Source organism: Antribacter sp. NEAU-D49 (assembly GCF_057158775.1).
Map to the genome: position 1 here is coordinate 87,462 of NZ_JBXTSN010000006.1, position 26,597 is coordinate 114,058.

The window sequence follows — 26,597 nt, forward strand, 5'->3', positions numbered from 1 at the left end:
TGGGCGACAGTCAGTCGCGGTACAGGGGGAGCTCGTAGGACGTGGGTGCGTCGGTGAGGGTGGTGCGTCGCCAGCGGGCGCGTAGTGCGATGTCGGCGGCGGGGTAGGCGAGTCCGGCTTGGGTGGCGGCGTTCTCGACGTCGCGCATGGTGGCTCCGGTTCCGGCGGGGATGGGGGCGTGGGTGCGCCAGGGGCCGTCGTCCAGGTGCCAGGCGGTCACGCTCGTCAGGGCGGGCCCTGTGCCGTGCCAGACGCGCAGGGTCACGGGTGAGGGGCTGGAGTCGACGGCCGATGCGAGCTGGGCGGCCAGGGGTGACAGGCTGGGGTCGAGGGCGGTCTGCGGGACCAGGGAGCGTAGGACGGTGGCGGCGCCGTCGTCGGTCAGGCTCCCGGTGGTCTCGTCGGCGGCGTGCCGGACCCGGGCTGCTGCGTGGCCCATGGCCACGCCGCGTCCGGCCCAGGCGAGCATGTCGCAGTCGTTCATCCCGTCACCGACCGCGACGGTCGCCTCGACCGGGAGCCCGAGCTCCTGACGGATCTGGTCCAGGGTGGTCGCCTTCGAGACCCCGGGCCCGACGACGTCGAGCCAGTCCGAGCCGGCTGCGGTGACGGTGGCGCCGGTCGCGGCCAGGGCGTCGGTGAAGCGGCGGATGCCGGACCCGACCAGGGCAACCCTGGTGGCCGGGGTGGCGCACAGGTCGGCCACGGAGGTGAGGGTCTGGGGGCCGTTGAGGGCGCCGTCGGGCAGGCGCCTTGAGACGCGCCAGCCGACGCCGACGTCCTCGATGGCGATCACGACTCCGCGCACGAGTTCCTGGGCGCGGCGGACGACCCGGCGTGGCTCGAACAGGTGCGCGTCCGTGACGATGTATCCGCTCGGTGCGGTCGGGTCGAGCCGGACCAGGAGGGCGCCGTTGGACCCGACGGCCCACCCGCCGGTCAGGCCGAGAGCGGTGGCGACGGGCAGCAAGCCGGCCAGGGACCGGCCGGTGGCAAGGACGAGCTCGTGCCCGGCGGCGCGGGCCAGCCCGACGGCCTGGTGGGTCGCGGCGGAGGCCAGCCCGCGGGTGTCGACGAGGGTGCCGTCGACATCGAGCGCGACCAGGCGCCTGGTGATCGTGGTGGTCCTGGTGGTCACGCCTCGGCCCGCCCTTCGGTGTCGTTGCCGGTGGGCACCACGAGGCAGGTCGCGCCCAGCTTGGCCAGGGAGTGCTGGATCCCGCGATGGGCCAGGCACAGCGGGGCGTCGACGGGCAGCAGGAGCAGCTTCGCCTCGTGCAGGGCCGTCGCCTCGACGATCTGGGTGATCGTGATGGTGTCGGCCTGGTCGGTGATGACCTCGGCCAGGGCGATGCCCTCGGCGGCGGCGTAGTCGACCACGGCCTTGCGCTGGCCGGCGGTCTCCGCGCCGGCGACGTAGCCGACCGCGACCGGTGCCGGGGCGCTCATGGCCTGGCTCCTGGAGTGTTCTGCACGTTCATCGCTTCCCCTTCGAGACGAGGGCGGCGGCGCCGTCCGTCGGTTCCGGTCCGCGGTGATCGCGGGCCGCCACAGTCCGCCTTCGCGCCGGGTCGAGGATCAGCGGTGGGCGGCCCGGCTGTGGGCGTAGGCCAACGATCTGCCGGGGAGCGGCAGCATGCGGAGACGCGGCGGTAGCCCGTTCACCAAGCGCCCGGAGGGGACTAGCGCGGCTAGTCGCCTTCACCGGGCAATGCTCGAGGGGCCCTCCCGTGCGGGGCGGGCAGCCCATACGCTGAACTCAGTCCAGGCGACCTGGGGGAGCCATGAACGTCGACCCGTACGTCCACGAACCGATCAGTCCAGGCGTGTGGGAGCGCCGTGAGATGCGCCTCGCGCTCGCACACCGTGACCTGAAGCAGGTCTACGAGCTGCTCCAGCGTGCGGGGGTCTCCCAGCGGTCGATCGCGCGCCGGGCGGGGCAGTCGCCGTCGGAGGTGTACGAGATCCTCAAGGGCAGGCAGGTCCTCGCGCACGACGTCCTGGTCCGGATCGCTGACGGGCTCGGCGTGCCGCGCGGGTACATGGGCCTGGCATACGACGAGTCGACTGAGGTCGCGCTGGACCTGGCGGTGGCTAGCGTCTCGACGGACGTCGACGAGCGCACCGAGGCGCGGCGGATGCTCTCGCACGCGGCGAACGTCACGATGGAGACCGACGTCGCCGAGGTCGCATCGTGGTGGCAGCCGGTGGACGGGCAGGTGGCACCCGCACCGGAGCGGATCGGTGTCGCGGACGTCGCGCACCTGACGGCGCTGACGTCCGCGATGCGAGCAGTGGACTACCAGCACGGCGGCGGCGCCTGCCGGGACGCGATCTCCGCACAGGTCCGCTGGGCACAGCAGCTTCTCCGGGCCGAGGCCAGCGACGAGACCCGCCGAGGCCTGCTCGTCGCGCTGGCCGACCTGCACAACCTGGCCGGGTGGACCTCGTTCGACGTCGGCATGTACTCGGTCGCACGAAGGCACTTCTCCCGGGCGCTGGAGCAGGCCAGGGCTGCCGACCACCCGTCACTGACCGCGAACGTCCTGTACCGGATGGGCCGGCTGCACCTTCACCGCGGCATGTACGTCGAGGCTTTGCGGTTCTTCCAGCTCGGCCAGATCGCCGCGCAGGACTCCGGCTGCACGGTCACCGTCGCCATGCTGTGCGCGAACGAGGCATGGGCGTATGCCTACCTCGGCGACTCGAAGCAGATGGACAGGTACCTGACCCGCGCCGCCGACGAGTTCAGCAACGCCGACGGCCCCGCGCAGGCGGGCTGGGTTCGGTACTTCAGCAAGACCGGACTGAACGCGATGATCGGCGTCACCCTGACGGCCCTGCCCGACGCCTCCGAGGCCCAGCTGACAACCGCCACCGAGCACCTGGACGCAGCCCTGAACGTCCGCGGCCAGGACATGGCACGGAACCGGGTGTTCGAGCTGACAGCCCTGTCGGTCGCACAGCTGCGCCTGGGTGCCTACGACGACGGCATCGCGCGGGGCAACGAGGCAGTGGAAGCCGCCCGGACGGTGCACTCCGTGCGCACCATCGACCGCCTCGAGCCCTTGCAGATCCAGACCGGCAACCACACCTTCCCCGACGCGACCGACCTCGGCCGACAGGTAGCGCAGCTGCGTGCTGCAGGATGAGAGCAATGACCACCAGCACCACCCACGAGACCAGCACTGCACCCTCCACACCGGACTGGCCGCGTGACGTCCTGGCCAAGGCCTGCGAACTCGTCGGAGCGGACCCGACCGGAGCCCGGTTGATCAAGTTCACCAACAACGCCGTCTACGCCCTGGCCCGCGACCCCTACGTCGTACGCATCGCGGGATCCGAAGCCGTCGGACGCCGAGCCCAGACCGTCGTGTCCGCCGCCCGCTGGCTCGCGGAGAACGACATGCCGACGGTCCGCCTGCTCGGTGACGTGCCGCAACCACTGACGATCGACGGGCACGCGGTCACGCTCTGGCACCAGGTGCCCGACGTCGGGCCACGCCCCACCGGACACGACCTCGGCCGCATCATCCGCCGTCTGCACGACCTGACCGGCGCTCCCACGGACCTGCCCGTGTGGAACCAGATCGGCGCGATGCGCAACCGCCTAGCGTCCCAGACCGTGCTCACTGCGGCGGAGCACCAGTTCCTCACGGAGACAGCCGACGCACTCGAAGCGGACCTGGCCGAGGTCGACTATCTGCTCGACCCTGGACCCATCCACGGCGACGTGTTCGCAGGCAACCTGATCGCGGGCCCGGCCGGCCCCGTGCTCTGCGACTTCGACGCCACAGCAACCGGGCCCCGCGAGTGGGACCTGACACCAGCCGCCGTCGGACGACTTCGCTTCCGCTACCCGATCGACTACCACGGCCAGCTCGCCGAGGGATACGGCCTGGACATCCTCACGTGGCCCGGGTTCTCGGTCTTCCGGCGCATCCGTGAGTTCCAGCTCGTCTGCAGCGTCCTGCCAGTCCTGGAGATCAGCCCCACGATCCGCGAGCAATGGCGCCACCGGTTCGACACGTTCCGCGCCTGCGACGACGACGCGGTCTGGACCGCCTACACGTGAGTCAGGTCGGTAGATCAGAAGGGGCTTGCTTGGCGGTGTCCTCGAGGGCTCCCAGGAGGCGGTTGACGGCCTGCTCGACCGTAATCTGAGGGCCAATGATGATCTCGCCGTCGATGCGGAGCCGATCGTCCGGTGCCCACCATCGCGCCATCTCCTCAGGAGTGAACTCTGCGGCCTGAGGTCGGCTGGCATGCCGGCGGATGGTCTCGTCGAACGGCACGTCGAGATGGGCGACGACGCTGGCTCCCTGATGGTCCCGGACGAGCGCGCGAAGCATGTCGCCGTATCGAGGTTCGTGAAGGATGCCTTCGACGACCGCGCTGTACCCGGCCTCGAGCGCGTGGCGGGCAACGGTGTCGATCAGCGAGATGTTCAGGGCGCCCGGGGTGTCTTTCTCCCACAGGACCGTGCGGCGTAGGTAGTCCTGCTCGACGAGCGCCGCGTGCCGACCCATGCGAGTGCGCAGCTCGCGGGCGATGGTGCTCTTGCCCGACCCGGAAGGTCCGCGGACGATGACCAGGCGAGTGTGGATGCCGACCGCGGGCCTACTCAAGCGCACGGGATCCATGTCCTCACGGTAGCTGGCCGCACCGGACCGCGCTTCGGGCCACTGACTACAGAGGATGAACGGTCCCGCGATCAGAGCCTGGAGGGGTCTGGCCACTCCGGGATGGGCTCGGTGTCTTCCGGATCGAACACTACGGGCAGGCGGGCGGGTCTGCGGTTGGAGATCGAGTAGGTCCACTCGATCTCGTCGGAGGCGACCGCAAGGCGGGGCCGGAGGCGGTTCAGGACGGTCTGGACGGCGGTGCGGGCCACGATGTAGGCGATGCGCTGGGCGGGGCAGGCGTGCGGGCCGGCTCCGAAGGAGAGGTGCGCCTTGTTCCCGACCTGGTCCCACAGGTCGTCCGGGCTCAGGGCGGGGTCGCTGTTCACGGCGTGGATCGCGACGACGACAGCCTCGCCCTCGCGGACGAGGTGGCCGCCGAGCTCGGTGTCCTTCCTGGCGATCCTGGGGATGAGGTGTGCCGCAGGCGACTCGCGCCACAGGACCAGGTCGAGCGCTTCGTCCAGGCTGACCACGCCGTGCCGGGCTCGGGAGGCGATCGGGCCACCGCCCATGAGCAGCAGCAGGGTCTGGGAGATCCACGCCAGGAGGTGTTCGCCTGCGGCGCCGGCGAACACCATCAGCGCGTCGCCCACCTCGGTGAGGTTCGCGAACGCCGGGTGGTGGACCATCAGGCTCGCGACATCCCCGGACGGCGCGTGCAGGCGTGCGCCGATCTGTTCGCCGAGCAGCCCCTGCAATTGGTGCCCGGCAGCCTCGGGGTCGTCGCCTCCCACGATCCTGGCGACCAGGTGCATCATCGTCGCGCCGACGTCCGGGGCGAAGCCGAGAAGTCCGGTGGTGACCATCATCGGCAGCGGGGCGGCGTACTCGGCCACCAGGTCCGCGTGGCCTCGCTCGCCGATGCGGTCCAGCAGTTGCTCGCACAGGAACCGTACTCGTCCGGCGACGGCTGCCTCGTCCAGGCGTCCGATGGCGTCGTCGAAAGGTATGCGTAGACGCGCGTGTGTGCGCCCGTCCTGGTGGTTGACCGAGATCCGCCCGCCGCGGGGGACGTAGACGTCCAGGTGCGATCCGTGGTGTGTGCCGATGCGGTCGTGGCCTGCCCACCGGCCGCCGTCGGCGGAGAACAGCTGGTCGTTGCGTAGGACGTGGACCGCCTCGGCGTAGCCGAGCACGATCCATCCCGGGGCGCCGGGTTGGATCGCGATCGGTGCAACCGAGCCCCAGCGGTCCTGGAGGCGGTCGTAGATGTCACGTGGGCGGTGCGCCCCAGTGATCCGGACCAGGCTGACCAGGTCCGGCAGGTCCCACGGCGAGACGCCATGAGCGACGGCCGCTCCCTGCGGGCGCCGACCATCCCCGGACTCCTCGACGGTCTCAGTCACGGCGCAGCCCACCACCGTTGACGTTCCACACCTGCCCGGTCACCCACCTGGACATCGGCGAGACGAGGAAGGCGATGACCTGGGCGATGTCGATCGGCTCTCCGTGCCGTCCCAGCGGGATACCAGGCAGCAGCATGGCCTTGAACTCCTCGGTCAGGTTCGCCTCGACCGACTCGGACAGCACGAGTCCCGGGGCCACGGCGTTGGCACGCACGCCAAGCGCGCCGTAGGTGACCGCGACGTGCCGGGTCAGGGCGTTGATCGCGGCCTTGGAGGCCGCGTAGGCGGGCCGGACCGGTTCACCGGTCGTCGCGATCCCCGACGAGGTGTTGACGATCGCGCCACCGCCGGCGTGGATCAGGTGCGGCAAGGCGTGCTTGATGAGCAGCGCGAACCCGGTCGTGTTCGCCGCGAAGGTCGCGTCCCACACCGACGGGTCCATCTCGTGGACGGGCACGTCGATAGCGGCAAGCTGCACGGCCGCCGCCACGTTCACGAGGCCGTCCAACCCGCCCAGGGCCCCGGTCGCGTCGGCGATCAGCATGGCGATCGAGTCGCGGTCCGCCAGGTCGAAGCCCGAGACTGCCACCTCACCTCCCGCGTCCCGGACCGCCTCGGCAGTACGCTCGGCGCCCGCGACGTCGAGGTCGCCCAGGTACAGCCTGGCGCCGCACTCACCGAGGTAGCGCGCCGTGGCGGCGCCGATACCGGATGCGGCGCCCGCCACCAGTACTCGCTTGCTTTCCAGTCCCAGCATCCCAATCTCCCCACCGTCGTCGGCCGTGCCGTGCTCCGATGCCGGAATCGTCCCGGCTCGTATGGGCCGCGACGGAGGGGTCGGGGCGGTCGGTTCGGCACGTCATCGGGGACGACTCGCCCGGCTAGTCGTCTTGACGAGCCCTTCCTGCCGCCAGAGGTCAGCGATGAATACCCTGGTCACGAACGTGCCGGCCGGAGGGGGAGCGGTGAACGTCGATCCGACGAAGGACGCGATACCCGCGTCTACGTGGGAGCGCCCGGAGATGCGCCTGGCACTGGCTCGCCGCGACCTGCGCACCGTCTACGAGCTCCTCGGGAGGGTTGGCGTTGCCCAGCGGCGCATCGCACGCCTGACCGGCCAGACCCCCGCGGAGGTCTACGAGATCCTCCACAAGGGCAGGCAGGTCCTCGCCCACGACGTCCTGGTCCGAATCGCCGACGGCCTCGGCGTCCCACGCGGCTACCTCGGCCTCGCCTACGACGAAGGCACTGCCAGCCTGCTCGACCTGGCCTCGGCATCCTTCTCGACCACCGCCGCCGAACGAGAACCGACGATCAGCCTCCTCTCGCACGCCGCCACCACCACGATGGGCATCTCACCGGACGACGTCGGCCGCTGGTGGCAGCCCGTCGACCACGCCACAGCCCCCGCCCCGGAGCGGATCGGTCACGCCGACGTCGACCAGGTTCAAGCCCTCACTGCCGCGATGTGGCGCGTCGACGACGCCCACGGCGGCGGTGCGTGCCGCGACGCCGTCGCCGCCCAGACCCGCTGGGCACAGCAGCTCCTCCTGGCCACCATGACTGACGACGTCCGCGCCCGCCTCTACGCGGCGCTGGCCGACCTGCACGTCCTTGCCGGGTGGGCCTCGTTCGACGTCGGCATGCACGAGCCGGCGCTCGCTCACCTGCGCCGCGCCCTCGAGCTGTCCCGGGCGAGCGACGACTGGGCGATGACGGCCCACGTCCTGTTCCGGATATCCCGTGTCCACCTCCACGCCGGGATGCCCGGCGACGGACTGCGGTTCCTCCAGCTCGGCCAGATCGCCGCCCAGAACTCCGGAGACGGAGTCACCACCGCGATGATCTCGATCAACCAAGCCTGGGCCCACGCCGAGATCGGCGACGCCAAGCAAGCCGAGCGCGCTATCAGCCGGGCATCGTTCGAGTTCGGCGCCGCTGACCACGACGCGGCACCACGATGGGCCTGGTGGTTCAACGCCGGGGAGCTGCACGCCATGGCGGGGACCGCGCGCGCGGCCCTGCCCGGCGCGACGACCCCGACCCTGGAGAAGGCTCGAGCCGATCTCGACGCATCGTTCGTCGAGCGTGGAGACCACCACATCAGGGCGCGAGCGCTCGCCCTGCCGATCCTCGCCGGAGCCGCCGCGCGCCTCGGCGACGGCGACACCGCTGTCGCCCTGGCCTCCACCGCGATCACCTCAGCCCGGTCCCTGAGCTCGGTCCGGGTGGCGGATAGGCTCGCGCCGCTGGCATCGACCCTCGCCGGCCTCCACCACCCCGACGTCCCCGACGTGATCGCTCAGATCCGTTCGGTGAGAGGAACTCAGTGACCTCCAGCACCGATGAGCCCGGCCTTGCGAAGTACCGGGCGCTGCTCGAATCGGCCTGCCAGCAGGTAGGACTCGACCCGGCCGGCGCAACACTGCTGAAGCTGACCAACAACGCCGTCTTCTCGCTGGCCGACCACCCGTACGTGGTCCGCATTGCGGCCTCCCGCCGGATCGGCGAGCAGGCCGACGTCGCAGTGAGGTTCGCCCGTTGGCTCAGCGAGCACCAGATCCCCACGATTGTGCCCGTCGAGGAGATCGCCCAACCCTTCGACGTCGCCGGACACACGGTCACCGTCTGGGACCGCGTCCAGGACAGCGGGGCGATCCCCGACGTCGAGCACCTCGCGACCGCCCTACGGCGCCTGCACGACCAGACAGCTCCCGCACCCGACCTGCCGCCGTTCAACCAGATCGCCGAGATCCGCCCTCGGCTGGACCACGACGACCTGCCCGCCGACCTCCGGGCCTACCTCACCGACCTGCTCGAGGAACTCCAGCAGGAACTGACCAACGTCGAGTACGCCCTGCCGGCCGGACCGATCCATGCCGACGCCCACACCGGCGCTCTGATCGACACCCCGACCGGCCCGGTGTTGTGCGACTTCGACAGCGCCGCCGTCGGACACCACGAGTGGGACCTGCTGCCCACCGCCGTGAACGCCGCGCGCTTCACCCACATGGCCGACCACCAGGACCGCTTCGCGCGCGTCTACGGGTTCGACCTGCGCGACTGGTCCCACTATCCGACCCTGCGCCGTATCCGTGAGCTCCAGGTGACAACGACCGTGATCCCGATCCTGGCCATCGACCCAGGCGTGCGCGCCGAGTTCCACTTGCGCCTGCGCACGATCCGCGAGAACGACGACCGGCCCGTCTGGACACCCTGGCCACTGGTCGACCTCGCCGCAGTGCGCAAGGCCAAGGAGAACGCGCAGAGGTAGCCGAACGCCAACCGTGCTCTGCCTCAGCGGGTCGCTCTCACGAGCCAGCCGCGGCGGGAACCACGCCCGAACCGAACAAGCAGCAGGGGGACCAGGTGACGACCATGCCCGCGACCGACCACGCCGCCGAGCTACGCGCACGGCTCGTCGAAGAGCTGCGCACCGGCCTTCAGCGTCGGGCCCTGGAGGTGCCTGAGCCAGTGTGGGAGGCGATGCTGGCTGTGCCGCGGCACGCGTTCTGCCCGCCCGGCACCACCCTGGAGGAGGCGTACGCGGACGACGTCGTACGCACCCGTCGCGAGGAGGCGACGGGCCGGACTTTGAGTAGCTTGAGTGCGCCCTGGCTCCAGGCCCGGATGCTGGCGCAGGCGGAGGTCGAGCCGGGGATGCGGGTCCTGGAGATCGGCTCGGGTCCGAACGCCGCCATGCTTGCCCACCTCGTCGGCCCGGCAGGTGAGGTCCTCACCGTCGACATCGACCCCGTCGTAACCGACAGCACCCGTGCGGCGCTGGCCGCGACCGGCTACGACGACCGGGTGACCGCGGTGTGCGCCGACGGCGCCCTGCCTCTGGGCAGGGGCCGGTTCGACCGGATCGTCGTGACCATGGGCGTGTGGGACATCCCCGCCGTGTGGCTGGATCAGCTCACGCCCGACGGGATCATCGTCGTGCCCCTGCGGCTGCGGCACCCCAACGAGTGCTGGTCCATCGCGTTCCACCGGACCGGTGATCTCCTGGTCGGAAGGACCGCGGTCGTCTGCGGGTTCGTCGACGCCCAAGGTGTCGGCGCACTCCACCCGGCCACGAAGGACGTCAGCATCGCCGGCGTCCCGGTCACGGTGACCGCCTGGGACCCCACCACCGACATCACCGCGCTGCCCACCACCGTCGACCTCGACCAGACCGCACGCGTCGGCACGGGAGTCGTCCTGGCCCCGCCCGGGTCGTTCGTCGGCCTGCGGACCCACCTGGCCCTGCACCTGCCCGGGCTGGCGCAGGCCGGGTTCGACAACGCGCGCCTGGCCCGCGAGGCACTGGACGAGTCCTGGTCCAACCTCGTCCACGTCGACGGCGACTCCATGGCGATCTTCGCCTGGTGGGCCGTCGACGGCGGGCACGAGCTCGGCGCACGCGGCGCCGGACCCCGTGCCCAGCAGGCCGCCGAGACCCTCGCCACGCACATCCGCGCTTGGGACCAGGCCGGCCGGCCCCAGCGAGCCGCACACGTCTACCGCCCCGCAGGCGCCACCGCACCCCTGACCGGGACCGTGGTGCAGCTGCCCGGCGGGGGGCACCTGGCCGTGACCCAGCACCACGACCGCGCCGAGGAGATCTGACCGCGTCTCGCTGATGCGTATGGCCCGCCGACGCGTGCAGGGTCGGCCGGCGCTGATGCCGAGGTACTCGATCACGGGGTCCAGGCCGTGCAGGTGGATGTCCGCCCGGAGGCGGCCCGGGCGGGCGTCCCAGGCTTCTCTGGTCATCGCCCAGCGACGGATGGTGACGGGGGAGCTGTCTCGTGCGACGCGTCGCTCGTCGGCCACCTGGTAGCCGCGTTTGGCCGAGACGGCGTTGGATGCCGGGTTGTCGGCGTGGCCCTCGCTGACCATCTCCCAGGCGGCCAGGCCCTCGAAACTGAGATGAAGGACGAGGAGTCGAGCGAGGGAGCCGATCCCGTGACCGTGGAATCCGGCGCCGACCCACGAGCCGGTGGTCACCGAGGTGGCAGCGAGGTCGGTGCGCAGGTAGTGGTCGACGTCTGCGGCGCCGGGTCGGTGGGACTCGAGCGGGATGGTGAGAGCCATGGGGAGGTGTCGCTTCGTCCGGGAGTGGGTGGGTTTATGCGCAGTCGGCGGTGAGTAGTTCGCCGAATGGGGGCGGGCAAGTCTTGGACTTGTACGCGTGCTTGATTTCGGCTGTCGCCGGCCGTTGGTCGTCAGGCAATGGGTGTCAGGCGGGCAGGCCGTTGAGCTTGCGGATCTGCTGGTCGAAGATCCTGGCCGGGGCGAGGCGGCGCATGGTCTGTACGCGTGCGACCTGCCCGACGGGGTAGCGCAGGCTCGGCTTGGCGTCGGTGGCCGCGCTGACCACGGCTTGCGCGACGGTGGCGGGGTCGTCGCCGTTCTTGACCGCCGTGGCCACGACCTGCTCGAAGCCGTGGCGCCGCTCGGCGTAGACCGGCAGCGGCCGGTCAGGCTGGGCACTGTTGGCCTCGAACGCGGTCTTGGTCCAGCCGGGCTCGACCAGGAGCACCCGCACGCCGTACTCGCGGACCTCGTGGTCCAGGGACTCGGAGTAGCCCTCGACGGCGTGCTTGGAGGCGGCGTAGACGGCCATGTAGGGCACCGGGATGAATCCGACGACGGACGAGACGTTGACGATGCGCCCGCTATGCCGGGCGCGCATGTGCGGGAGCACGGCCTTGGTCATGCGGATGACGCCGAAGACGTTGATGTCGAAGACGCGCTGGTCCTGCGCGGTGGAGCTCTCCTCGGCGGCGCCGGACGAGCCGAAGCCGGCGTTGTTCACCAAGACGTCGATACGGCCGAACCGCTCGATCACCTGACCGACCGCGGCGGTGACCGAGTCGTCGTCGGCGACGTCGAGGTCGACGAAGGTCACGCCCCCGACCGGGGCCACACGCGACGCGTCACGGCTCGTCCCGACCACCTCGAACCCGGCCTCGACCAGGGCGAGGGCTGCCGACTTCCCAATACCGGAGGACGCACCGGTCACGAGGGCTACCCGCTTGTTGTTCATCATCGTGAGCTCCTGCTGTCTCGCGGATCGCGCTCATCGCTGATCCGTGACAGCAATGTATCAGTTAAACGAGTAGACGCAACAGTTATCGATCAGATACTCGCCGATCGGTACCGGAGGTGTATCGTCTGGGACTGGAGCCGATGAGAGGGATGTGATGGGCCGACCACTACGAGCCGATGCCGAGCGGAGTGTGCGCGCGATCCTGGAGGCCGCCGAGCGAGTCCTCGCCGACGACGCGGGCGCCTCCATGGAACAGATCGCAGAGGCGGCGGGACTGACCCGGATCACCGTGCACCGCAGGTTCGCCAACCGGCAGGCACTCCTGGAAGCACTGGTGGTATCCGCGAAGCAGCAGCTGATCGACGCCATCGAGGACGCGCGTCCCGATGCTGCTCCGGCGCTCGTCGCGCTTTACCGGGTGACGGCGAACGTGCTGCGCGTCAAGAACACCTGGCGGTTCACGCTCAGCCACGCGACCGCCCACACCAGCGCGGCGGCCGCGATCTGGAACGACATCGACGCCCACACCGTCCGGCTCCTGGCCCGGGCGCAGAGCGAAGGGCTCCTTGCCCCGGACGCCGACTTGGGCTGGGCGCGGCAGGTGTACTACGCCCTGCTCAGCGAGGCCCTCGACCGACCCGGCACCGAGCAGCACCCGGATCCGCAGGATCCGGACGAGCTGGCAACGCTTGTCATCGACACGCTGCTGCACGGAGCGGGCCCGCACCACTGAGGGGGTAAGCGATGGTTGGCGCCCTGACGCGAACGACCCGGCCGACGTCGTCCGCGAGATCCTCACTGGCCCAGAAGAAGACAAGGACGAAGTCCTTGCCGAGACGGCCGCCGGCCAGGTGAGCGTTTTCGGGTTTCAGCTCGGAGCGGGAGTGCTCGACCGATGTTGCCGCGACGCGTACCGTGTAAGTACACACGTTCGATCTAGGCGGGGAGGTGAGTCGAGTGACGGCACCGACATGGGCGCAGTACGAGATGACCCATCGCACGGGTTCGGGCGCGCTGCCCGAGTCGTCGATCCCGGCCTACCTGGGGCGTGCCAATGGATCGGGCCGGTCTGAGGGTGATGGCCTCGGCGTGCTGCTGCTGTGGAGCGCGTCCTCGAGGCTCGCGGTATGGATGTGCCGTAACCGGCGAGCCGGACTTCCTCTGGCCGTCGTCCTCGGCCTGCTCTTCGGACTTGGTGCGGCACTGCTGTGGAACCCGGTGGACCCGGTGCTGTGGCTGGTGGCGTGGTGGTGGGCCTGGCTGGCGGTGAAGTTCACCGCCGTCGGCATCGGTCTCGTGGTGCGACGCATCTGGGATGCCGGTCGTCCTCGTACGCTGGCGCGATGACAAACGAGCACGTGGCCCCCGGCCACGATGTCCGGCATGCTGTTCGCCCGCCGGAGTCCGAGCGGATGACCGGCAGCGAGCTGCAGATCGCCCGAGTCCGTCTGGGACTGACCCGGCCGGATCTGGCACGCGTCCTGTCGACGGCAGAGAACACGGTCCGGCGCTGGGAGGTCGGAAAGGACCCTGTCTCCTTTCGCGCCCGCGACACGATCCGCGAGATCGAGGCAGCCACAGACGACGCGGTGAATTCGTTGGTCACATTTCTGAGGAAAATGAACTCCCCTCGGGTTGTCATTTCCGAGGAGCAGGAAGGGGTGGCCGACTGGTCGCCCTCGATTGCCGCCTACGGCCTGGGCTGGTGGCGGGTCGTCGCAGGTCGAGCCGCTGCGCTGGTACCTGGCACGCGTGTCGGAACTGCGGCCGAACTGGTCACTCTTGACCGCGCGATATCGGTCGAGAAATAGTCGCCATATCGCCCCATTGCTTGTCGAATTCGCCGGGGTGAAATAGAATGGGGATATCGCTCGGGGATTCACCCTGGGCATCCGGAAAGGAACCGATCATGTCCCACACCACCGTCGAGAAGGCTGTGACGACCACGGGTGACGGCGCCCAGTTCGCGCTCGTCGACCCGCGCGACTTGGTCATCGAGGCCAACGTCAGGTCCCAGGCCGACCTGACCGAGGAGTTCATCGACTCCGTCCGCCAGCACGGAGTGCTGATGCCGATCCTCGTCCAGCGCACCAGCGACGGGCAGATGCTCGTCCGAGCCGGGCAGCGCCGGACCCTCGCCGCGATCGAGGCCGGACGCGAGTCGATCCCCGCACGGATCGTGGACGCCGACAGCGACGAGGCCCGCCGCCTGATCGAGCAGATCGCCGAGAACGACCAGCGGACCGCCCTGCGAAACGCCGACCGCGTGGCCGGGTTCCAGCAGCTCTCGCTGCTCGGCGTCTCCGCCGCGCAGATCGCCAAGAAGACCGGCCACGCGAAGAAGGACGTCACCACAGCGCTCGACGTCGCCAAGTCGAAGGTCGCCACCGCCGTCCAGGGCAAGTACGACCTGACCCTGGACCAGGCCGCCGTGATCGCCGAGTTCGAGGGCGACGGCGAGGCGGTCAAGGCCCTCACCGCGACGGCCCTGAAGTCGCCGGGTCAGTTCGCCCACGAGGCGCAGCGCCGCCGCGACGAGCGCGAGCGCGCCGCCAAGAAGGCCGCAGTCGCGCAGTCCCTCGCCGACGCCGGAGTCCGTCTCATCCCGACGCCCGCCCACGACGACAAGACCATCAAGGTGCTCGGCGACCTGACCGACGCCGTCGGCACCGCCCTGACCGCCGAGACGCACCGGAACTGTCCCGGCCACGCCGGGTACGTCCGCCACTCCTACGGCTCCGAGACGTACACCGCCGCCTTGGTCTGCGACGCGTGGAAGGCGAACAAGCACAAGACCCTCCGCACCACGCCGACCGGCAAGCCGATGGACCCCGAGGCGTCCGTCAAGGCCAAGGCCGAGCGCGCCGAGGTCATCGAGAACAACGCCGCCTGGCGCTCCGCCGAGACCGTCCGCCGCGAGTGGCTGGCCGAGTTCGCCAAGCGCAAGACCACCCCGAAGGACGCCTCCGCGTTCATCGCCACCGCCCTCGCGACCGACGCCGAAACCCTCCAGAAGGCGTACTACGACGGCCACACGCTCGCCGCCGACTGGCTCGGCGTGGCCGGTCCCATCGGCAACGCCGGCAGGATCCGCGACCTGATCGCCAAGGCGAGCCCGGCCCGGGCCCAGCACATCGCCCTCGTCATCGTCCTCGCCGCGATCGAGACCCGCACCGGCGTCCAGACCTGCCGCGCGCCCGGCCACGAGGCCCGCTACCTCACGGCCCTCGAGATCTGGGGCTACAACCTCTCGCCCGTCGAGCAGATCGCCCGCGGCCCGCACGCCGAGCCCGAGCCCGAGCCCGGCCCGAACGTCAACCCGCGCCCGTCGAGCACCAACGTCGCCAAGACCCGCGCGGCCGAGACGAAGAACGCGCCGCCGAAGGCGGTCGCCACGGAGGCCGCGACGGCCTGACCCGAACAGCGCGGCAGTGAGCCCGGGCGCCATTGGCGCCCGGGCTCACTGCCGCGCTCCGAGGGGAACGAGCGCTGGCTCGGTCGACGGGGCCAGACCCAGCAGGAAGGAGAGTGAGCCAGGCAGACGACATGAGGAGGACTCAAGTCATCAGATCAGAGCCAGGAGTCACGACATGGAAGTAGAGCAAGAGACGAGCCAAGACCATGCATAGAGCAACCAGTCCACAGCAGATTCAGCAACAGAGCAGAGACCGATCACACCGATTGCATTCAGGCTACTCTAGAGCATCAAGTTCTTCCTTGATCGGGTAGAGAGCGCGGCCTGCATCGTAGGCGTAGTCGTGGGATTCTCGATCGCACCACGTCTTCGCGCTGACGCGCGTGTACATCTGGATCCGATCTGGGCGTCCGTGCTCAATCACGCAGCCATGACTCGGGGCGACGATCGCATCCGTGGTGAGTGCCCACTGAGGTTCGAAGCACTCCACCATGGGGCGAGCGTCAACGTTTTCCAGCGCGTAGGTGAGCGAGGTCGCCAGATGCCTCAGCGCCTCCGACGGGGCGGGGACGTACGCCAAATCGCTCTTCCATAAGAGCCTGCCCATCTCTGTGAATAGTCGCTCAATGTTGCCAGCGCGCCGTTCGGACCAAGTTCTGACGACCTGTCCGGTGGATGTCTCAAGCGTGAACTCAAGTTGTGAGCGATGGCTGAGCAGTGGCAGCGCCGCCCGCCGGCGAACCAGTCGGATGCGGAGGCGCGGACTCACGGTCGGGTGCGTTCGAACTCGGAGGCCGGTCTCTGGGTCGATCAGTCCCTCGCGTGCGGCAACCTCCAATGCGGTCCGCACAAGCTTCATTGACGCTCTGTCCGTGGCAAGGCTGCTGAAGGACTTCTGAAGATCGTTCCACTCGGCCGCTAAAGCGTCATCGACCCGTTGGTCCAACCCCTCCAGGCCGCGCACTTCTGCGCGCACCTCGTCGATCTGCTGACTCAGACGCCGGCTGATGCCTTCGATGGGTGCCAGAAGCAGGAATGCTGTTCCACCGTTCATCAAGAGCGCCCCAAGCCACACCTGCCAGGTGGCATCCGAGCGGAGCAGCCAGGACATCGCAATCAGGGTGACACCCAGGAAGGCAGCAACTCCTGCAAGGAAGAGCGGCTGCCGTAAGAAGCGTCGCGTTCGGCGGGTCGACACGATCCCATACAGTAGCCGCCGGGGGCCTCCCGCTGATGGATTTGGCGTCCACGACGCACCTTCATCCAGGAGGTGCGCCGTCGTGACGATGTCGATCCGCAAGGTGAGCGCGGGACACGGCTATGCCTACCTGCTGAAGTCCGTGGCGCGAGGCGATGGCGACCGCGCGGCGCCGGACCGAGTCACCCGCTACTACCTGGAGGCTGGCACGCCTCCCGGGATGTGGCTCGGTTCGGGGCTCGCCGCCCTCGGCGAGATGCCTGTCGGCGACATGGCCGGGTCGTGGCCGGGCGTGCTCGCCGAGGGAGAGCAGGTTACCGAGGCCCAGTTGCGTCGCCTTGTCGGGGCGGGTCGGCACCCGGTGACCGGTGATCGGCTCGGGCGGGACTACCGGGAGTACAAGCCCGCGGTCCAGCGGATCGCGGAACGGGTCGCGAACCTGGCACCAGAGTTGGGCGAGGCGGAGCGCGCGACGGCGGTCGCACGGATCGAATCCGAGGAGTACCGCGCCGGCGACAAGCACGCGGTCGCAGGGTTCGACCTGACGTTCTCGGTGCCGAAGTCGGTGAGCGTGCTGTGGGCACTGGCGGACGCGAACACCCAGGCCAGGATCGTCGAGGCTCACCACGCCGCGGTGCGCGAGACCCTGGACCACCTCGAGCGCGAGGTCGCCGCGACGAGGCGGGGTACGGACGGGATTGAGCAGGCCGACGTCGACGGGATCGTCGTGGCCGCGTTCGATCACTGGGACTCCCGCTCCAACGATCCGCAGCTCCACACCCACGCCGTCGTCTCCAACAAGGTGCGCACAACGGCGGACGGCAAGTGGCGGACCCTGGACGCCAAGCCGCTGTTCGCGGCTACCGTGGCCCTGTCGGCGCACTACGACGCGTTGCTGCGTGACCGGCTCACCGCCACGTTCGGCGTCGGGTGGGAGCTGCGCGCCCGTGGCGCGGACCGGACGCCGCAGTGGGAGATCGCCGGCATCGGCGAGGATCTCATCGAGGAGTTCTCGTCGCGCTCGGCGCAGATCAACGCGTGCACGGACCAGCTCATCGACGACTACGTGGCGGCCCATGGTCGTCGCCCGTCCGGCACGATGGTCGGCCGGCTCCGGGCCCGGGCCACGTTGGCGACCCGGCCGGAGAAGGTCCTGCACTCCCTGCACGACCTCACCAATGCCTGGCGGCGCCGGGCGGCCAGGTTGCTGTCCGACGGCGACCCGGTCGGGTTGGCCCGTCGGCTCACGACCCAGGGCACCGAGCCGGTGTTCAGCGCCGACGACGCCCACGCGGACGCCGTGGAGAAGGCCGCCGCTCAGACGCTGGCTGCGGTGTCGGACAAGAGGTCGACCTGGACTCACTGGAACCTGTGGGCCGAAGCCTCCCGGCAGACCCAAGGTTGGCGCTTCGCCACCGCACGGGATCGCGAGACGGTCACCGCGCGGATCGTCGACCTTGCAGAGGCCGGGTCGATCACGCTCACCCCCGGCGAGCTCGCCCCGACCCCGCCCGTCTTGCAACACGAGGACGGGACCTCGCGCCTGCGCCCGCGCCACCACGAGGTGTTCACCTCGATCGGGGTCTGGGACGCCGAGCAGCGGCTCCTGGACCTCGCCGACGACCTGCACGCGCCGACCGTCGGCGCCAGCGAGGTCGCGGCCGCCGTCGGGCGCCCCGATCGCGGACGGGACCTCACCGCGGAGCAGGCGCGCGCGGTCGCCGCGGTCGCCCGGTCACGGAGGACGGTCGACGTGCTCGTCGGCCCGGCCGGCGCGGGCAAGACGACCACGATGCGGGCCCTGGTCCGTGCCTGGACCGCGGCCCACGGTCGCGGGTCGGTCATCGGGCTCGCGCCGTCCGCCGCGGCCGCTAAGGTCCTCGGCGGCGACATCCGCCTGCGCGCCGAGACCACTGCGAAGTGGCTCCACCAGACCACGAAGGGCCGTGCCCGGCTGCGCAGGGGGCAGCTCGTGATCGTCGACGAGGCCACGCTCGCCGGGACCCGCACCCTCACCGCGCTGGCCGAAGCCGCCCACGCCGCGGGCGCGAAGTTGCTGCTCGTCGGCGACCCGGCCCAGCTCCAAGCCGTCGAGGCCGGGGGAGCGTTCCGCATGCTCGTCCACGCCTGCCCTGACACACCGACGGTCACCGATATCCACAGGTTCGTCCACATGTGGGAAAAGGAAGCATCAAAAGCCCTGCGTGCGGGCCTGCCCGAAGCTGTCGCAGCGTACGACGACCACGGCCGACTCCACGAAGGCACCCACGACGAGGTGCTCGACGCCGCCTACACCGCCTGGGCCACGGACCTCCAAGACGGCCGCGCGTCAGTGCTGATCGCGGACGCGACCGCCACTGTCACCGACCTCAACCGCCGCGCCCGCGCCGACCGCATCCTCGCCGGCCTGGTCGACCCGGCACGGGCCGTCGTCCTGGCCGACGGCACCGAGGCGTCCGTCGGCGACATCGTCATCACCCGCTACAACGCCCGCCGTCTGGTCACGCTCCGGGGCGGGTTCGTCCGCAACGGGGACCGCTGGCAGATCACCGGCGTCCGACGTGACGGCGCCATCGAAGCCCGACGGCTCAGGTCGACCGCCGGGCGCGTCCGCCTGGGTTCCACGACCGTCCTGCCGGCCCGGTACGTCGCCGACCACCTCGACCTCGGCTACGCCGTCACTGCCCACCGCGCCCAGGGCCTGACCGTCGACACCGGCCACGTCGTCGTCACAGCCAAGACCGCCCGGGAGAACCTGTACGTCGCGCTCACCCGCGGCAGGTACGCCAACCACGCCTACGTCGCCACCGACCTACCCGACGGCGACCACACCCCACCCCCCGAAGCCGCCACCGCCCGAGCGATCCTCTACCGCGTCCTCGCCCACACCGGCGCCGAGCTCTCCGCCCACGAGACCCTCCACGCCGAGCACGAGAAGTGGGCCAGCAACGAACGGCTCGTCGCCGAGTACGAACACCTCGCCGACCACGCCCAACGCCCACGCTGGACCCGCCTCGTCCTGGGCACTCTCACCGGCGCCGGCCGACTCACCGAGGACGAAGCCGCCGCGGCCATCACGACGGACGCGTTCGGGCCGCTGTGCCGCGAACTCCGCCGTGCTGAAGCACACGGCCATGACGTCGGCCACGTCCTGCCCGCCATCGCCGCGCAGGGCACCCTGCTCAACGCCGACGACGTCTGCGCGGTTCTCAAATTCCGGGTCGCGCGCGTGACTCGCCGCCCGGGGCCGGGCACGGTTCAGTTTCTCCCAGACGGCGTGCCTCGGGCGCTCGGGCCGATGCTTCACGACGAGCGCGTGGCGATCGATATCCGTGCAGGGCTTCTCGGTTCGTACGCTGAGACGTCCACTCGGACGAGGGTGACCACGGTTGGCCCCACCTTGTAGGCGCCCTGCTGCGTGCCTCTGGACACGCTCAGTGCACAGACGGACGCCCATGGCAGGTGGTCTCGGGCGTCGGGTGAGTCGAGTTCTCGGCTGCCTGGGCCGAGCGGACATACCTGAATGGGGGATGGCGGTCTACCGATCTTGGTGATGTTGCAGATGTTGGGCGCGCGGAAGAGTGGTGGACACACCGGCATGACCGCGGGAGCACCAGTCGCGGTGGTTTCGTGCCACTGCGACGAATCGTCCGCTACTCGCTGGGGAGACCCGATGTCCGACCTGCTCGCGCTCCGACCCGCTATGACCCGTGGACGCACCACTCCCTCTGCCTTCTACGGCGGACAGGCCCCCACGACGACGCAGTCCACTGTGGTTTCCCCGACGCGCCCGGCCGGCGCAGTCAGCCTTCCGCTTCCGATCGTTCGGGTAAGTGCCGGGACCGTGGCCGACGACGCGTCGTGCCCCCGTTCCGCCCAGGTCAAGGCACGCGTCACCGACTACCACGACCGGCCATATCGGGACCGTGAGCGGCTTGAGGACTTCCTCCTGCGTCCGGTCCTGGCGGCTCTCGATGGAATTGAGCTGCACGGACGCTCGAAGGCTGAGGTCCTCGACGGCCTGACGTCTCTGCGTGGCAGGTTCGACGAGCCGGAGATCGGCTGGATCCGTAACGCGGTGAGGAACTACCCGGACTTCTTGGCTGACGGTCTCGTCCCCGAGCCCGGGGTCTGGGTCCGGCGCGGAAAGGCCGGCGGAGAACTGCGCGAGCTGTACTCCTGGGGCCGGGGCTACGTGAGTCCCGACCGGCGCCGTCGACTCCTTGTCATTCTGGCGTTCGCGACGGCGACGAGCCGACGAGTTGCACCGTCGAAGGTCGCGATCGCCGCCCTCACTACCGCTCACGGAACGGTGTCCACCTGGCCGGCCCCCCGAGAGTGGTCCAAGCCGTTCCAGCCCAAAACGGTTCCGGACGTACAGCCCGACAGAGTCTCCGTGCGCCAGGTCGGTCTGCTTGACGGATCGATCCAGGAGCTCTTCGATGGCACCCAGGACGAGGCGACAGCGCTCTACGACCGCGACGGCCGCGCCGTCGCGGAGAGCATCCTGGGGGAGACGTCAGCGATCCCCGGCCGCAACTGCAACAACTGCAAGATTGTCGACACCTGCGAGGCGATCCGCCACGCACCGGGCCTGCTCGCGATCAGCAGGCCGTCGGCGCCGCTCCGCAAGGTCTCCGCCACCAACCTCCGGTATCACGAGGCCTGCCCGCGCCAGGCCCGCCTGCATGCGCTTCATCTGTCGAATGACGTCCGCGAGGCGGCGCCGATTCGGGTCGGCCGTGCGATAGACGGCCTGCTCGATGCCGCCCACGGGACCCATGATCCCGGGCCGTGCCCGTCCGAGGCCCCGGATGCAGCTGTGTCCCCGGACGCTCTCGGCCCGGAGGACAGCGTCCGGGCCCAGACCCTGCTGAGTCACCATGCCGTCCTCTGCCCGCTGAACACCGGCGCTGAGATATCCGACCTCCGGGTCCAGCCAGAGGTGGTGATGTTCGATCCCGAGGCCTCCGTCGTGCTGGACGCCAAGCCCGACCTCATCTACCGCGAGGACGGAGACCTCGTATGGCGCGAGACCACCACCAGCAGGTCCGCACCCTCCGGCCACAAGCACCTCTTCGGCACCCGAAAGAGCCTGCAACTGGCGCTCGCGGTTCTGCTTTGCCACGCCGGTGCGCTCGGTGAGCCGGTCGCGCGGATCGAGGTCGAGTACCTCACCGACCGCGGTGCTGACCTGCGCTACCTCGACCCGTCCGACCCAGCCACGGTGGCCGCCGCCCGTGCCGTCGTCGAACCCGTGGCCCGGAGGTGGCGCGAGGACCAGACCTTCCGCCCGACCCCGGGAGCGGCCGTGTGCCGTTCCTGTTCCTACCGCGAGTGGTGCCCGGAGGCGGACCGATCCGAGGAGGAGACCGATGCGTGACGTGGAAGTCATCGACGAGTCCGGTTTCGTCGCCGGCCTGGCGGTCGCCGTCCATCGGCTCGCTCAGCAGGAGGTGCCCGGCAAGCTGGTGTACGACGACGTCGTCCAGCGCGTCTACAACCACTTTGTGCTGCGGACCCTGCCCCATGACGGGTACGCGACCCCTGACAGCGTGCCCGCGATGATCGACCTGATCGCCGACCGTCAGGTCCAGGAGTGGCTGCCGGGCTCCCAGTCGGAGGCTGTTCTAGTCCATGGGGACACTCGCAGCCCGACCCAGGAATGCGCTGAGCTGATCGTGGGGAACCGCCACGACCCGATCGGGGAGAAGCTCGAGAACGAGGTCCTCGGAGAGGTCCTCGACATCTGCCGGGCCCTCGACGCCCCGGAGAGTTACGTGGCGTTCCGGCGCCTGCTGATCACCCGGCCGACGCTGACCTACACCGAGCACGTCACTGAGCGGGCTCGGATGGAGTTGATGCCGCTCGTCGACCTCCTGGACCGCTGTTACGAGCCCGCCTCGGCGCGTCTGCGCCGCGACGACCACTACGCGCAGTGCGCCAGCTGCGGCTGCCTGCTGCGGCCGGTCGGGGAGGACGAGTGGCGGTGCGACCTGGATCGCTGCCGCGCCCGGACGACCAAGGTTGGTCGTCTGATCGACGCGGACACGCCCGGCGGCGTCCTGCACCTGCGCCTGCCGTTGCGGACCTTCGTCACCGGGCCCGGCCTGTTCGAGCTCGACCTGGAGACCAAGTTGTGCAAGCGCGGCCTCGACGTCGAGATGTGGCCGAGGTTCGACACCTACGACCTCCTCATCACCTTCCCCGACGGCGCGAGATGGGCTGTCGATGTCAAGGACTACGCCAACGCACGCGTGCTCGGCCGGAAGTTCGCCGGGATCCCGTCCGACCCGCCCCGGGACCAGGCGTTCCTCGTTGTCCCGGACTACCGGCGCACGGGGGACAAGCAGTACCTCGAGAAGTTCCGGACCGCTCGGGAGTCGGCGGGTCGGCCACCGCTCGCGCTGCGGTTCGTCAAGGAGTTCCTGAAGGACGCGGATCGCAGGCTGAGCATCCCTACTGAGGAGGGTTCGGATGCGTAGCACCCGCGGCTGGAGCCTGCCCGTCGTCCAGGCCCTGCAGGGCTGGCCCGAGGGCAGGCCGGGTTGGCCCCGCCCGGCAGAGCTAGCCGATGTCGAGCTCGCGCTCTACCTGCTGGCCGACGTGGACCCAAGTGCGCGAGCGATCGACCTGTGGCCGCTTCTGAGCGGCTTCCCCTACGCACAGGCGTTCGTCCCGGACCTGTCCGACGAGACCTTGCGGAGGATCGAGACCGCTCGCTACTACCTGACCGCTCTGCGGCGCCGGTACGTCTGGGCCCAGCGTCTGGAGCAGTACCTGGCTGTCGACCAGAGGTTCCGCGGCTACGACATCGCCTTGATCGACGCCGTGGCCGTGCGACGCCAGCCCTCAACTGCTCCCGACCGGTTCGACATCTACGAGCGAGCCCTTCGGGGGATCGACTCGAACCCCGGCAAGAGTCTGCCGATCGCGGGCGCGGGGGAGCACCGGTTCAGCACAGGGCGGGAGACGCATGCCGTCAAGCTCCCCGTCACCCTCGTCGATGGCTCGACACCAGCCCGGATGCCGCTTCGCTCCGGCAAGACCGGCAAGGGGGAGCCGATTGTCGTCAGCCGCGCCGACCTGCGCGCCGCAGCCCGTGAGATGGACGCCGCCGAGGTGGCGAACCCGCTCGTCAAGATGCCGCGCAAGTGGGAGATGAGCCTCGGCGACGTCGAGATGTCTGTTGCCCTGCCGGACGGCCCCGCGTCCTTCGGTCACGACGGGTTCCGGCACGACGCCGAGTGGGAGCTCACACTCGACGGTTTGCTCCACATGGTCGGCATGGTCGGTGCCGGTAAGAGCACGATCATGCACCTGCTGACCTACCACTGTGTCGTGAAGCTCGGGCTGAAGGTGACGATCGTCGTCGGCGACGTCGCCGAGAGCCTCAGGAGCACCGCGGTCTTCAACGACCTGCGCCACGATGACATCAGTGCGGCGCCCGTCATCGGCCGCTCCACCCGTGAACGGCACCTCCAGCGGCTGCACCGCCGACGTCACTCCGCTGGGGACGCCTCGATGCTTGCTCACACGGGCCGAGCGTTCGACTACCTGTCGAGTGCGTGCCCGGTCGACGCCCTGCGAGGCTACGAGGGCGTCGAGCCGCTCCGTCTCCACGAGGCTCCCTGCGAGCGCCTGCGTCCCGTGGCCGACGCCGTCGTCCACACGCTCGACCTGGGGACGTACGACGACGGGCCCGCGCAGCGGGCTGACGAGGCGAAGGTGGGCCAGCCGCACGGCTGCCCGCTCTGGACACGGTGTCCACGACACAAGGCCGCACGTGAGCTCGTGGAGGCGCCCGTGTGGGTCGCGACCATGCCGGGCCTGCTCCATGCCCGTGTGCCGCGTCACCAGTCCGACGAGAACGTCCGGTACCTGGAGGCGGCCGCCGACCGGAGCGACCTGATCATCGTCGACGAGGCAGATCGCGTGCAGACCCAGCTCGACACGGCGTTCGCGCCTGCGGAGACGCTCTGCGACAGCGGCGACGACTCCTGGATCGACTGGCTGCAGCGGCACAACATCAACCAGCTCACCACCCACGGACGCAAGAACCTCGGTGATGCGTTCATCGCCCGGTGGACGTCGGCTCTGCACGTCGTTCACAACGCCGCCGACGCCATCTACATGAAGCTCAACGGTTCGGAGGATCTGCGCACGTGGGTCGGTACCAACTACTTCAGCGCAGTGATCCTCCACCAGCGTCTCTACAGCCGGTGGGCAGGCTCCGACGAGAACCGGACCCCCGAGCAGGAGGCCGACGCCCGGTTCTTCGAGAGCATTCTCGACGCCTTCCGGGACAATCCCATCCAGGCGGTCCACGACCGCTCTGACGACAGGGGAAGGATCGCTGCCGAACTCGTCGACCTGACCAACCTCTTCCTCTCCTTCGGAGAGGACGACGCCCGGCTCGACAAGTGCCTCGTGGAACTCACGCGGGGCGCCTTCGAGTCCTCGCGAGGTCACGACCGCTCTGCCGACGACCGCAAGCGCGATCGCGGACGTTTCGGCCTTGCGATGCTCGTTGCAGCCCTGTCCAACCAGCTCACCACGCTGACCAACATGTGGCCTAGCGTCGAGGCCGAGCTCAACCTCGAGTCTGCTGCCAACACACTCACCCGCCGGCCTCCCCAGGATTTCGACGCCGTTATCGCCGAGTCTCCGATGGGAAACATCCTCGGCTTCCAGTTCAGCGAGGAACGGCCTGGACCACCCGCATACAGCGGTTCATTGCGCTACTTCCACTGCAATGGGATCGGACGCGACCTCCTCCGCCGTCTCCCAACCCTTGGTCTGTCCGAGGGCCTTCCCGGCCCGCACGTCCTGCTCATGTCCGGCACCAGCTGGGCCGGCACCTCGACCCGCTACCACCTCGGCCCGTCGGTCGGAGCCATCCTGCGCCCGCCGCAGAAGAACGTCGACGCCGTCCGCAGGACCCGGTTCTCTGTCGAGCTCCAGTACGACCAGGACGGCAACGCCATCACTGTTTCCGGATCGCCCCAGCACGACCGCCCCGCCGCCATGAAGGCGATGCTGACCTCGCTCGCGGTCGCCGCCCCCGGTTTGGTCGGCTCGCTCAGCCCGCTGGAGCTTGAGCTGGCGGACCTGCCTGACCACCGCCGACGAATCCTGCTCCTGACCGGCTCCTACGACGAGGCGCGGACCGCCGCACAGTTTCTCCACGCACAACCGCGATGGGCGAACAAGGTGACCCTGCTCATCGCCGACGACGCTGACCAGGACGATGCCTGGTACGCACTGCGCCGCGGTGACGTAACCAATTTCGCCGCGACCGACAGCGAGATTCTCATCGCGCCCCTGCTCGCAGTCGAGCGCGGGCACAACATCGTCCTGGCCGATGGGACTGCCGCGATCGGTGCCGTCTACTTCTTGGTGCGCCCGCACGACAGGCCGGACGACATCAATCTCGCCATCCACGCCATCAACGACTGGGCCGTGCGCGCGACCAGGCCCGGGGGAGACTTCTTCGGTCTGCCGGGCAGGTTTCCGACGATCGACGCCGCCGCCTCCGGATTCCGCCGGGAGGCCCAGCAGAAGTGGTTCCGCTACCTGACCCGCAAGGTCGCCTGGAGCGGTCTGGGGAAGGACGAGAAGGACGCGTTTGCCTGGGACCAGCTCGTCGTGATGTGGCAGGTGATCGGCCGACTCGTCCGCGGCGGCGTTGAGGCCCGTGTGCGGTTCTGCGACGCGGCCTTCGTCCCTTCCACGGCGAAGCTGGACGCGACTGTCGACACTCCACGGACCTCGCTCCTGCGCCGATTCGAGCAGATCCTCGCGCCGTACTTCGACCCGCGCGACAACACGAAGACGCCGGCTGACAGGACCGTGGCCGCCGCGCTGTTCCAGCCCTTCTGGGACGCCCTGAACAAGATCGACGAGAGGGACTGAC

Annotated in this window: 20 protein-coding genes; 13 read left to right on the forward strand and 7 right to left on the reverse strand. The window is 69.7% G+C overall.

Going from position 1 to position 26,597, the window contains the following annotated elements:
- Positions 1–10: 10 nt before the first annotated feature.
- Complete coding sequence (locus tag AC060K_RS07170) at positions 11–1,138, reverse strand: HAD family hydrolase (protein ID WP_483764738.1); 1,128 nt, start codon at positions 1,136–1,138, stop codon at positions 11–13.
- Positions 1,135–1,449: a hypothetical protein gene (locus AC060K_RS07175; RefSeq protein ID WP_483764739.1), complete on the reverse strand. Its 315-nt coding sequence runs from the start codon at positions 1,447–1,449 to the stop codon at positions 1,135–1,137. Before AC060K_RS07175 ends, AC060K_RS07170 begins: the two co-directional genes overlap by 4 nt.
- A 335-nt stretch (positions 1,450–1,784) precedes the next feature.
- Here AC060K_RS07175 and AC060K_RS07180 point away from each other — a divergent pair, with 335 nt between their 5' ends.
- Both AC060K_RS07180 and AC060K_RS07185 read left to right on the forward strand, forming a co-directional pair.
- Positions 1,785–3,152 carry an NsdA family TPR-like regulatory protein gene (locus AC060K_RS07180; protein ID WP_483764740.1) on the forward strand — a complete coding sequence of 456 codons (1,368 nt, stop codon included), beginning with the start codon at positions 1,785–1,787 and terminating at the stop codon, positions 3,150–3,152.
- Positions 3,153–3,157: 5 nt separating this feature from the next.
- On the forward strand, positions 3,158–4,075 hold the full coding sequence (locus tag AC060K_RS07185; RefSeq protein WP_483764741.1) for a phosphotransferase: 918 nt from the start codon (positions 3,158–3,160) through the stop codon (positions 4,073–4,075).
- A gap of 1 nt (position 4,076) precedes the next feature.
- On the opposite strand, the gene AC060K_RS07190 is transcribed toward AC060K_RS07185, so the two are convergent.
- From AC060K_RS07190 to AC060K_RS07200, 3 genes are all read right to left on the reverse strand, one after another.
- Positions 4,077–4,643, reverse strand: coding sequence for an AAA family ATPase (locus tag AC060K_RS07190; RefSeq protein ID WP_483764742.1), 567 nt, complete (start codon positions 4,641–4,643; stop codon positions 4,077–4,079).
- Between the two features lie 71 nt (positions 4,644–4,714).
- Positions 4,715–6,031 (reverse strand): cytochrome P450, encoded by a 1,317-nt coding sequence (locus tag AC060K_RS07195; protein WP_483764743.1) that lies wholly within the window; start codon positions 6,029–6,031, stop codon positions 4,715–4,717.
- Positions 6,024–6,788, reverse strand: a complete 765-nt coding sequence (locus tag AC060K_RS07200; protein WP_483764744.1) for an SDR family NAD(P)-dependent oxidoreductase — start codon at positions 6,786–6,788, stop codon at positions 6,024–6,026. Before AC060K_RS07200 ends, AC060K_RS07195 begins: the two co-directional genes overlap by 8 nt.
- A gap of 208 nt (positions 6,789–6,996) precedes the next feature.
- Between AC060K_RS07200 and AC060K_RS07205 the strand changes: the two genes are divergently transcribed.
- From AC060K_RS07205 to AC060K_RS07215, 3 genes are all read left to right on the forward strand, one after another.
- A complete protein-coding gene (locus AC060K_RS07205) occupies positions 6,997–8,364 on the forward strand; it encodes an NsdA family TPR-like regulatory protein (RefSeq protein ID WP_483764745.1) in 1,368 nt (455 codons plus the stop codon).
- Positions 8,361–9,305, forward strand: coding sequence for a phosphotransferase enzyme family protein (locus AC060K_RS07210; protein ID WP_483764746.1), 945 nt, complete (start codon positions 8,361–8,363; stop codon positions 9,303–9,305). Before AC060K_RS07205 ends, AC060K_RS07210 begins: the two co-directional genes overlap by 4 nt.
- 104 nt (positions 9,306–9,409) lie before the next feature.
- Positions 9,410–10,642: a class I SAM-dependent methyltransferase gene (locus tag AC060K_RS07215; protein WP_483764813.1), complete on the forward strand. Its 1,233-nt coding sequence runs from the start codon at positions 9,410–9,412 to the stop codon at positions 10,640–10,642.
- 613 nt (positions 10,643–11,255) lie between these two features.
- On the opposite strand, the gene AC060K_RS07220 is transcribed toward AC060K_RS07215, so the two are convergent.
- Positions 11,256–12,068, reverse strand: a complete 813-nt coding sequence (locus tag AC060K_RS07220) for an oxidoreductase (protein WP_483764747.1) — start codon at positions 12,066–12,068, stop codon at positions 11,256–11,258.
- Between the two features lie 190 nt (positions 12,069–12,258).
- On the opposite strand from AC060K_RS07220, the gene AC060K_RS07225 reads away from it, so the two are divergent.
- The 4 genes from AC060K_RS07225 to AC060K_RS07240 all read left to right on the forward strand — a co-directional run bounded on the left by AC060K_RS07225 (position 12,259) and on the right by AC060K_RS07240 (position 15,483).
- Complete coding sequence (locus AC060K_RS07225; protein ID WP_483764748.1) at positions 12,259–12,801, forward strand: TetR/AcrR family transcriptional regulator; 543 nt, start codon at positions 12,259–12,261, stop codon at positions 12,799–12,801.
- A 224-nt stretch (positions 12,802–13,025) separates the two neighbouring features.
- Positions 13,026–13,415 carry a hypothetical protein gene (locus tag AC060K_RS07230; protein WP_483764749.1) on the forward strand — a complete coding sequence of 130 codons (390 nt, stop codon included), beginning with the start codon at positions 13,026–13,028 and terminating at the stop codon, positions 13,413–13,415.
- Positions 13,412–13,879, forward strand: a complete 468-nt coding sequence (locus AC060K_RS07235; RefSeq protein ID WP_483764750.1) for a helix-turn-helix domain-containing protein — start codon at positions 13,412–13,414, stop codon at positions 13,877–13,879. The genes AC060K_RS07230 and AC060K_RS07235 overlap by 4 nt, the downstream gene beginning before the upstream one ends.
- 98 nt (positions 13,880–13,977) lie before the next feature.
- Entirely contained in the window at positions 13,978–15,483 is a 1,506-nt protein-coding gene (locus AC060K_RS07240) for a ParB/RepB/Spo0J family partition protein (RefSeq protein ID WP_483764751.1), read from the forward strand.
- Between the two features lie 277 nt (positions 15,484–15,760).
- Here the strand turns inward: AC060K_RS07240 and AC060K_RS07245 are convergent, their stop codons facing one another.
- Positions 15,761–16,594, reverse strand: coding sequence for a hypothetical protein (locus AC060K_RS07245; RefSeq protein ID WP_483764752.1), 834 nt, complete (start codon positions 16,592–16,594; stop codon positions 15,761–15,763).
- A gap of 175 nt (positions 16,595–16,769) precedes the next feature.
- Here AC060K_RS07245 and mobF point away from each other — a divergent pair, with 175 nt between their 5' ends.
- The 4 genes from mobF to AC060K_RS07265 all read left to right on the forward strand — a co-directional run bounded on the left by mobF (position 16,770) and on the right by AC060K_RS07265 (position 26,596).
- Positions 16,770–20,087, forward strand: coding sequence for a MobF family relaxase (gene mobF, locus AC060K_RS07250; protein ID WP_483764814.1), 3,318 nt, complete (start codon positions 16,770–16,772; stop codon positions 20,085–20,087).
- Between the two features lie 267 nt (positions 20,088–20,354).
- The gene (locus tag AC060K_RS07255) at positions 20,355–22,064 is read left to right on the forward strand and encodes a PD-(D/E)XK nuclease family protein (protein WP_483764753.1); all 1,710 of its coding nucleotides are present in this window, start codon (positions 20,355–20,357) and stop codon (positions 22,062–22,064) included.
- The gene (locus AC060K_RS07260; RefSeq protein WP_483764754.1) at positions 22,057–23,166 is read left to right on the forward strand and encodes a restriction endonuclease-related protein; all 1,110 of its coding nucleotides are present in this window, start codon (positions 22,057–22,059) and stop codon (positions 23,164–23,166) included. The genes AC060K_RS07255 and AC060K_RS07260 overlap by 8 nt, the downstream gene beginning before the upstream one ends.
- The gene (locus AC060K_RS07265; protein WP_483764755.1) at positions 23,159–26,596 is read left to right on the forward strand and encodes a pPIWI_RE_Z domain-containing protein; all 3,438 of its coding nucleotides are present in this window, start codon (positions 23,159–23,161) and stop codon (positions 26,594–26,596) included. The genes AC060K_RS07260 and AC060K_RS07265 overlap by 8 nt, the downstream gene beginning before the upstream one ends.
- Position 26,597: the final 1 nt, after the last annotated feature.

Excerpts from the sequence above, each read along its gene's own strand:
- AC060K_RS07175 (WP_483764739.1), bottom strand. The coding sequence starts at position 1,449 with ATGAGCGCCCCGGCACCGGTCGCGGTCGGCTACGTCGCCGGCGCGGAG.
- AC060K_RS07180 (WP_483764740.1), top strand. The coding sequence starts at position 1,785 with ATGAACGTCGACCCGTACGTCCACGAACCGATCAGTCCAGGCGTGTGG.
- AC060K_RS07185 (WP_483764741.1), top strand. The coding sequence starts at position 3,158 with ATGACCACCAGCACCACCCACGAGACCAGCACTGCACCCTCCACACCG.
- AC060K_RS07190 (WP_483764742.1), bottom strand. The coding sequence starts at position 4,643 with ATGGATCCCGTGCGCTTGAGTAGGCCCGCGGTCGGCATCCACACTCGC.
- AC060K_RS07200 (WP_483764744.1), bottom strand. The coding sequence starts at position 6,788 with ATGCTGGGACTGGAAAGCAAGCGAGTACTGGTGGCGGGCGCCGCATCC.
- AC060K_RS07215 (WP_483764813.1), top strand. The coding sequence starts at position 9,410 with ATGCCCGCGACCGACCACGCCGCCGAGCTACGCGCACGGCTCGTCGAA.
- AC060K_RS07220 (WP_483764747.1), bottom strand. The coding sequence starts at position 12,068 with ATGATGAACAACAAGCGGGTAGCCCTCGTGACCGGTGCGTCCTCCGGT.
- AC060K_RS07235 (WP_483764750.1), top strand. The coding sequence starts at position 13,412 with ATGACAAACGAGCACGTGGCCCCCGGCCACGATGTCCGGCATGCTGTT.
- AC060K_RS07240 (WP_483764751.1), top strand. The coding sequence starts at position 13,978 with ATGTCCCACACCACCGTCGAGAAGGCTGTGACGACCACGGGTGACGGC.
- AC060K_RS07245 (WP_483764752.1), bottom strand. The coding sequence starts at position 16,594 with ATGTCCTGGCTGCTCCGCTCGGATGCCACCTGGCAGGTGTGGCTTGGG.
- mobF (WP_483764814.1), top strand. The coding sequence starts at position 16,770 with ATGTCGATCCGCAAGGTGAGCGCGGGACACGGCTATGCCTACCTGCTG.
- AC060K_RS07255 (WP_483764753.1), top strand. The coding sequence starts at position 20,355 with ATGTCCGACCTGCTCGCGCTCCGACCCGCTATGACCCGTGGACGCACC.
- AC060K_RS07260 (WP_483764754.1), top strand. The coding sequence starts at position 22,057 with ATGCGTGACGTGGAAGTCATCGACGAGTCCGGTTTCGTCGCCGGCCTG.
- AC060K_RS07265 (WP_483764755.1), top strand. The coding sequence starts at position 23,159 with ATGCGTAGCACCCGCGGCTGGAGCCTGCCCGTCGTCCAGGCCCTGCAG.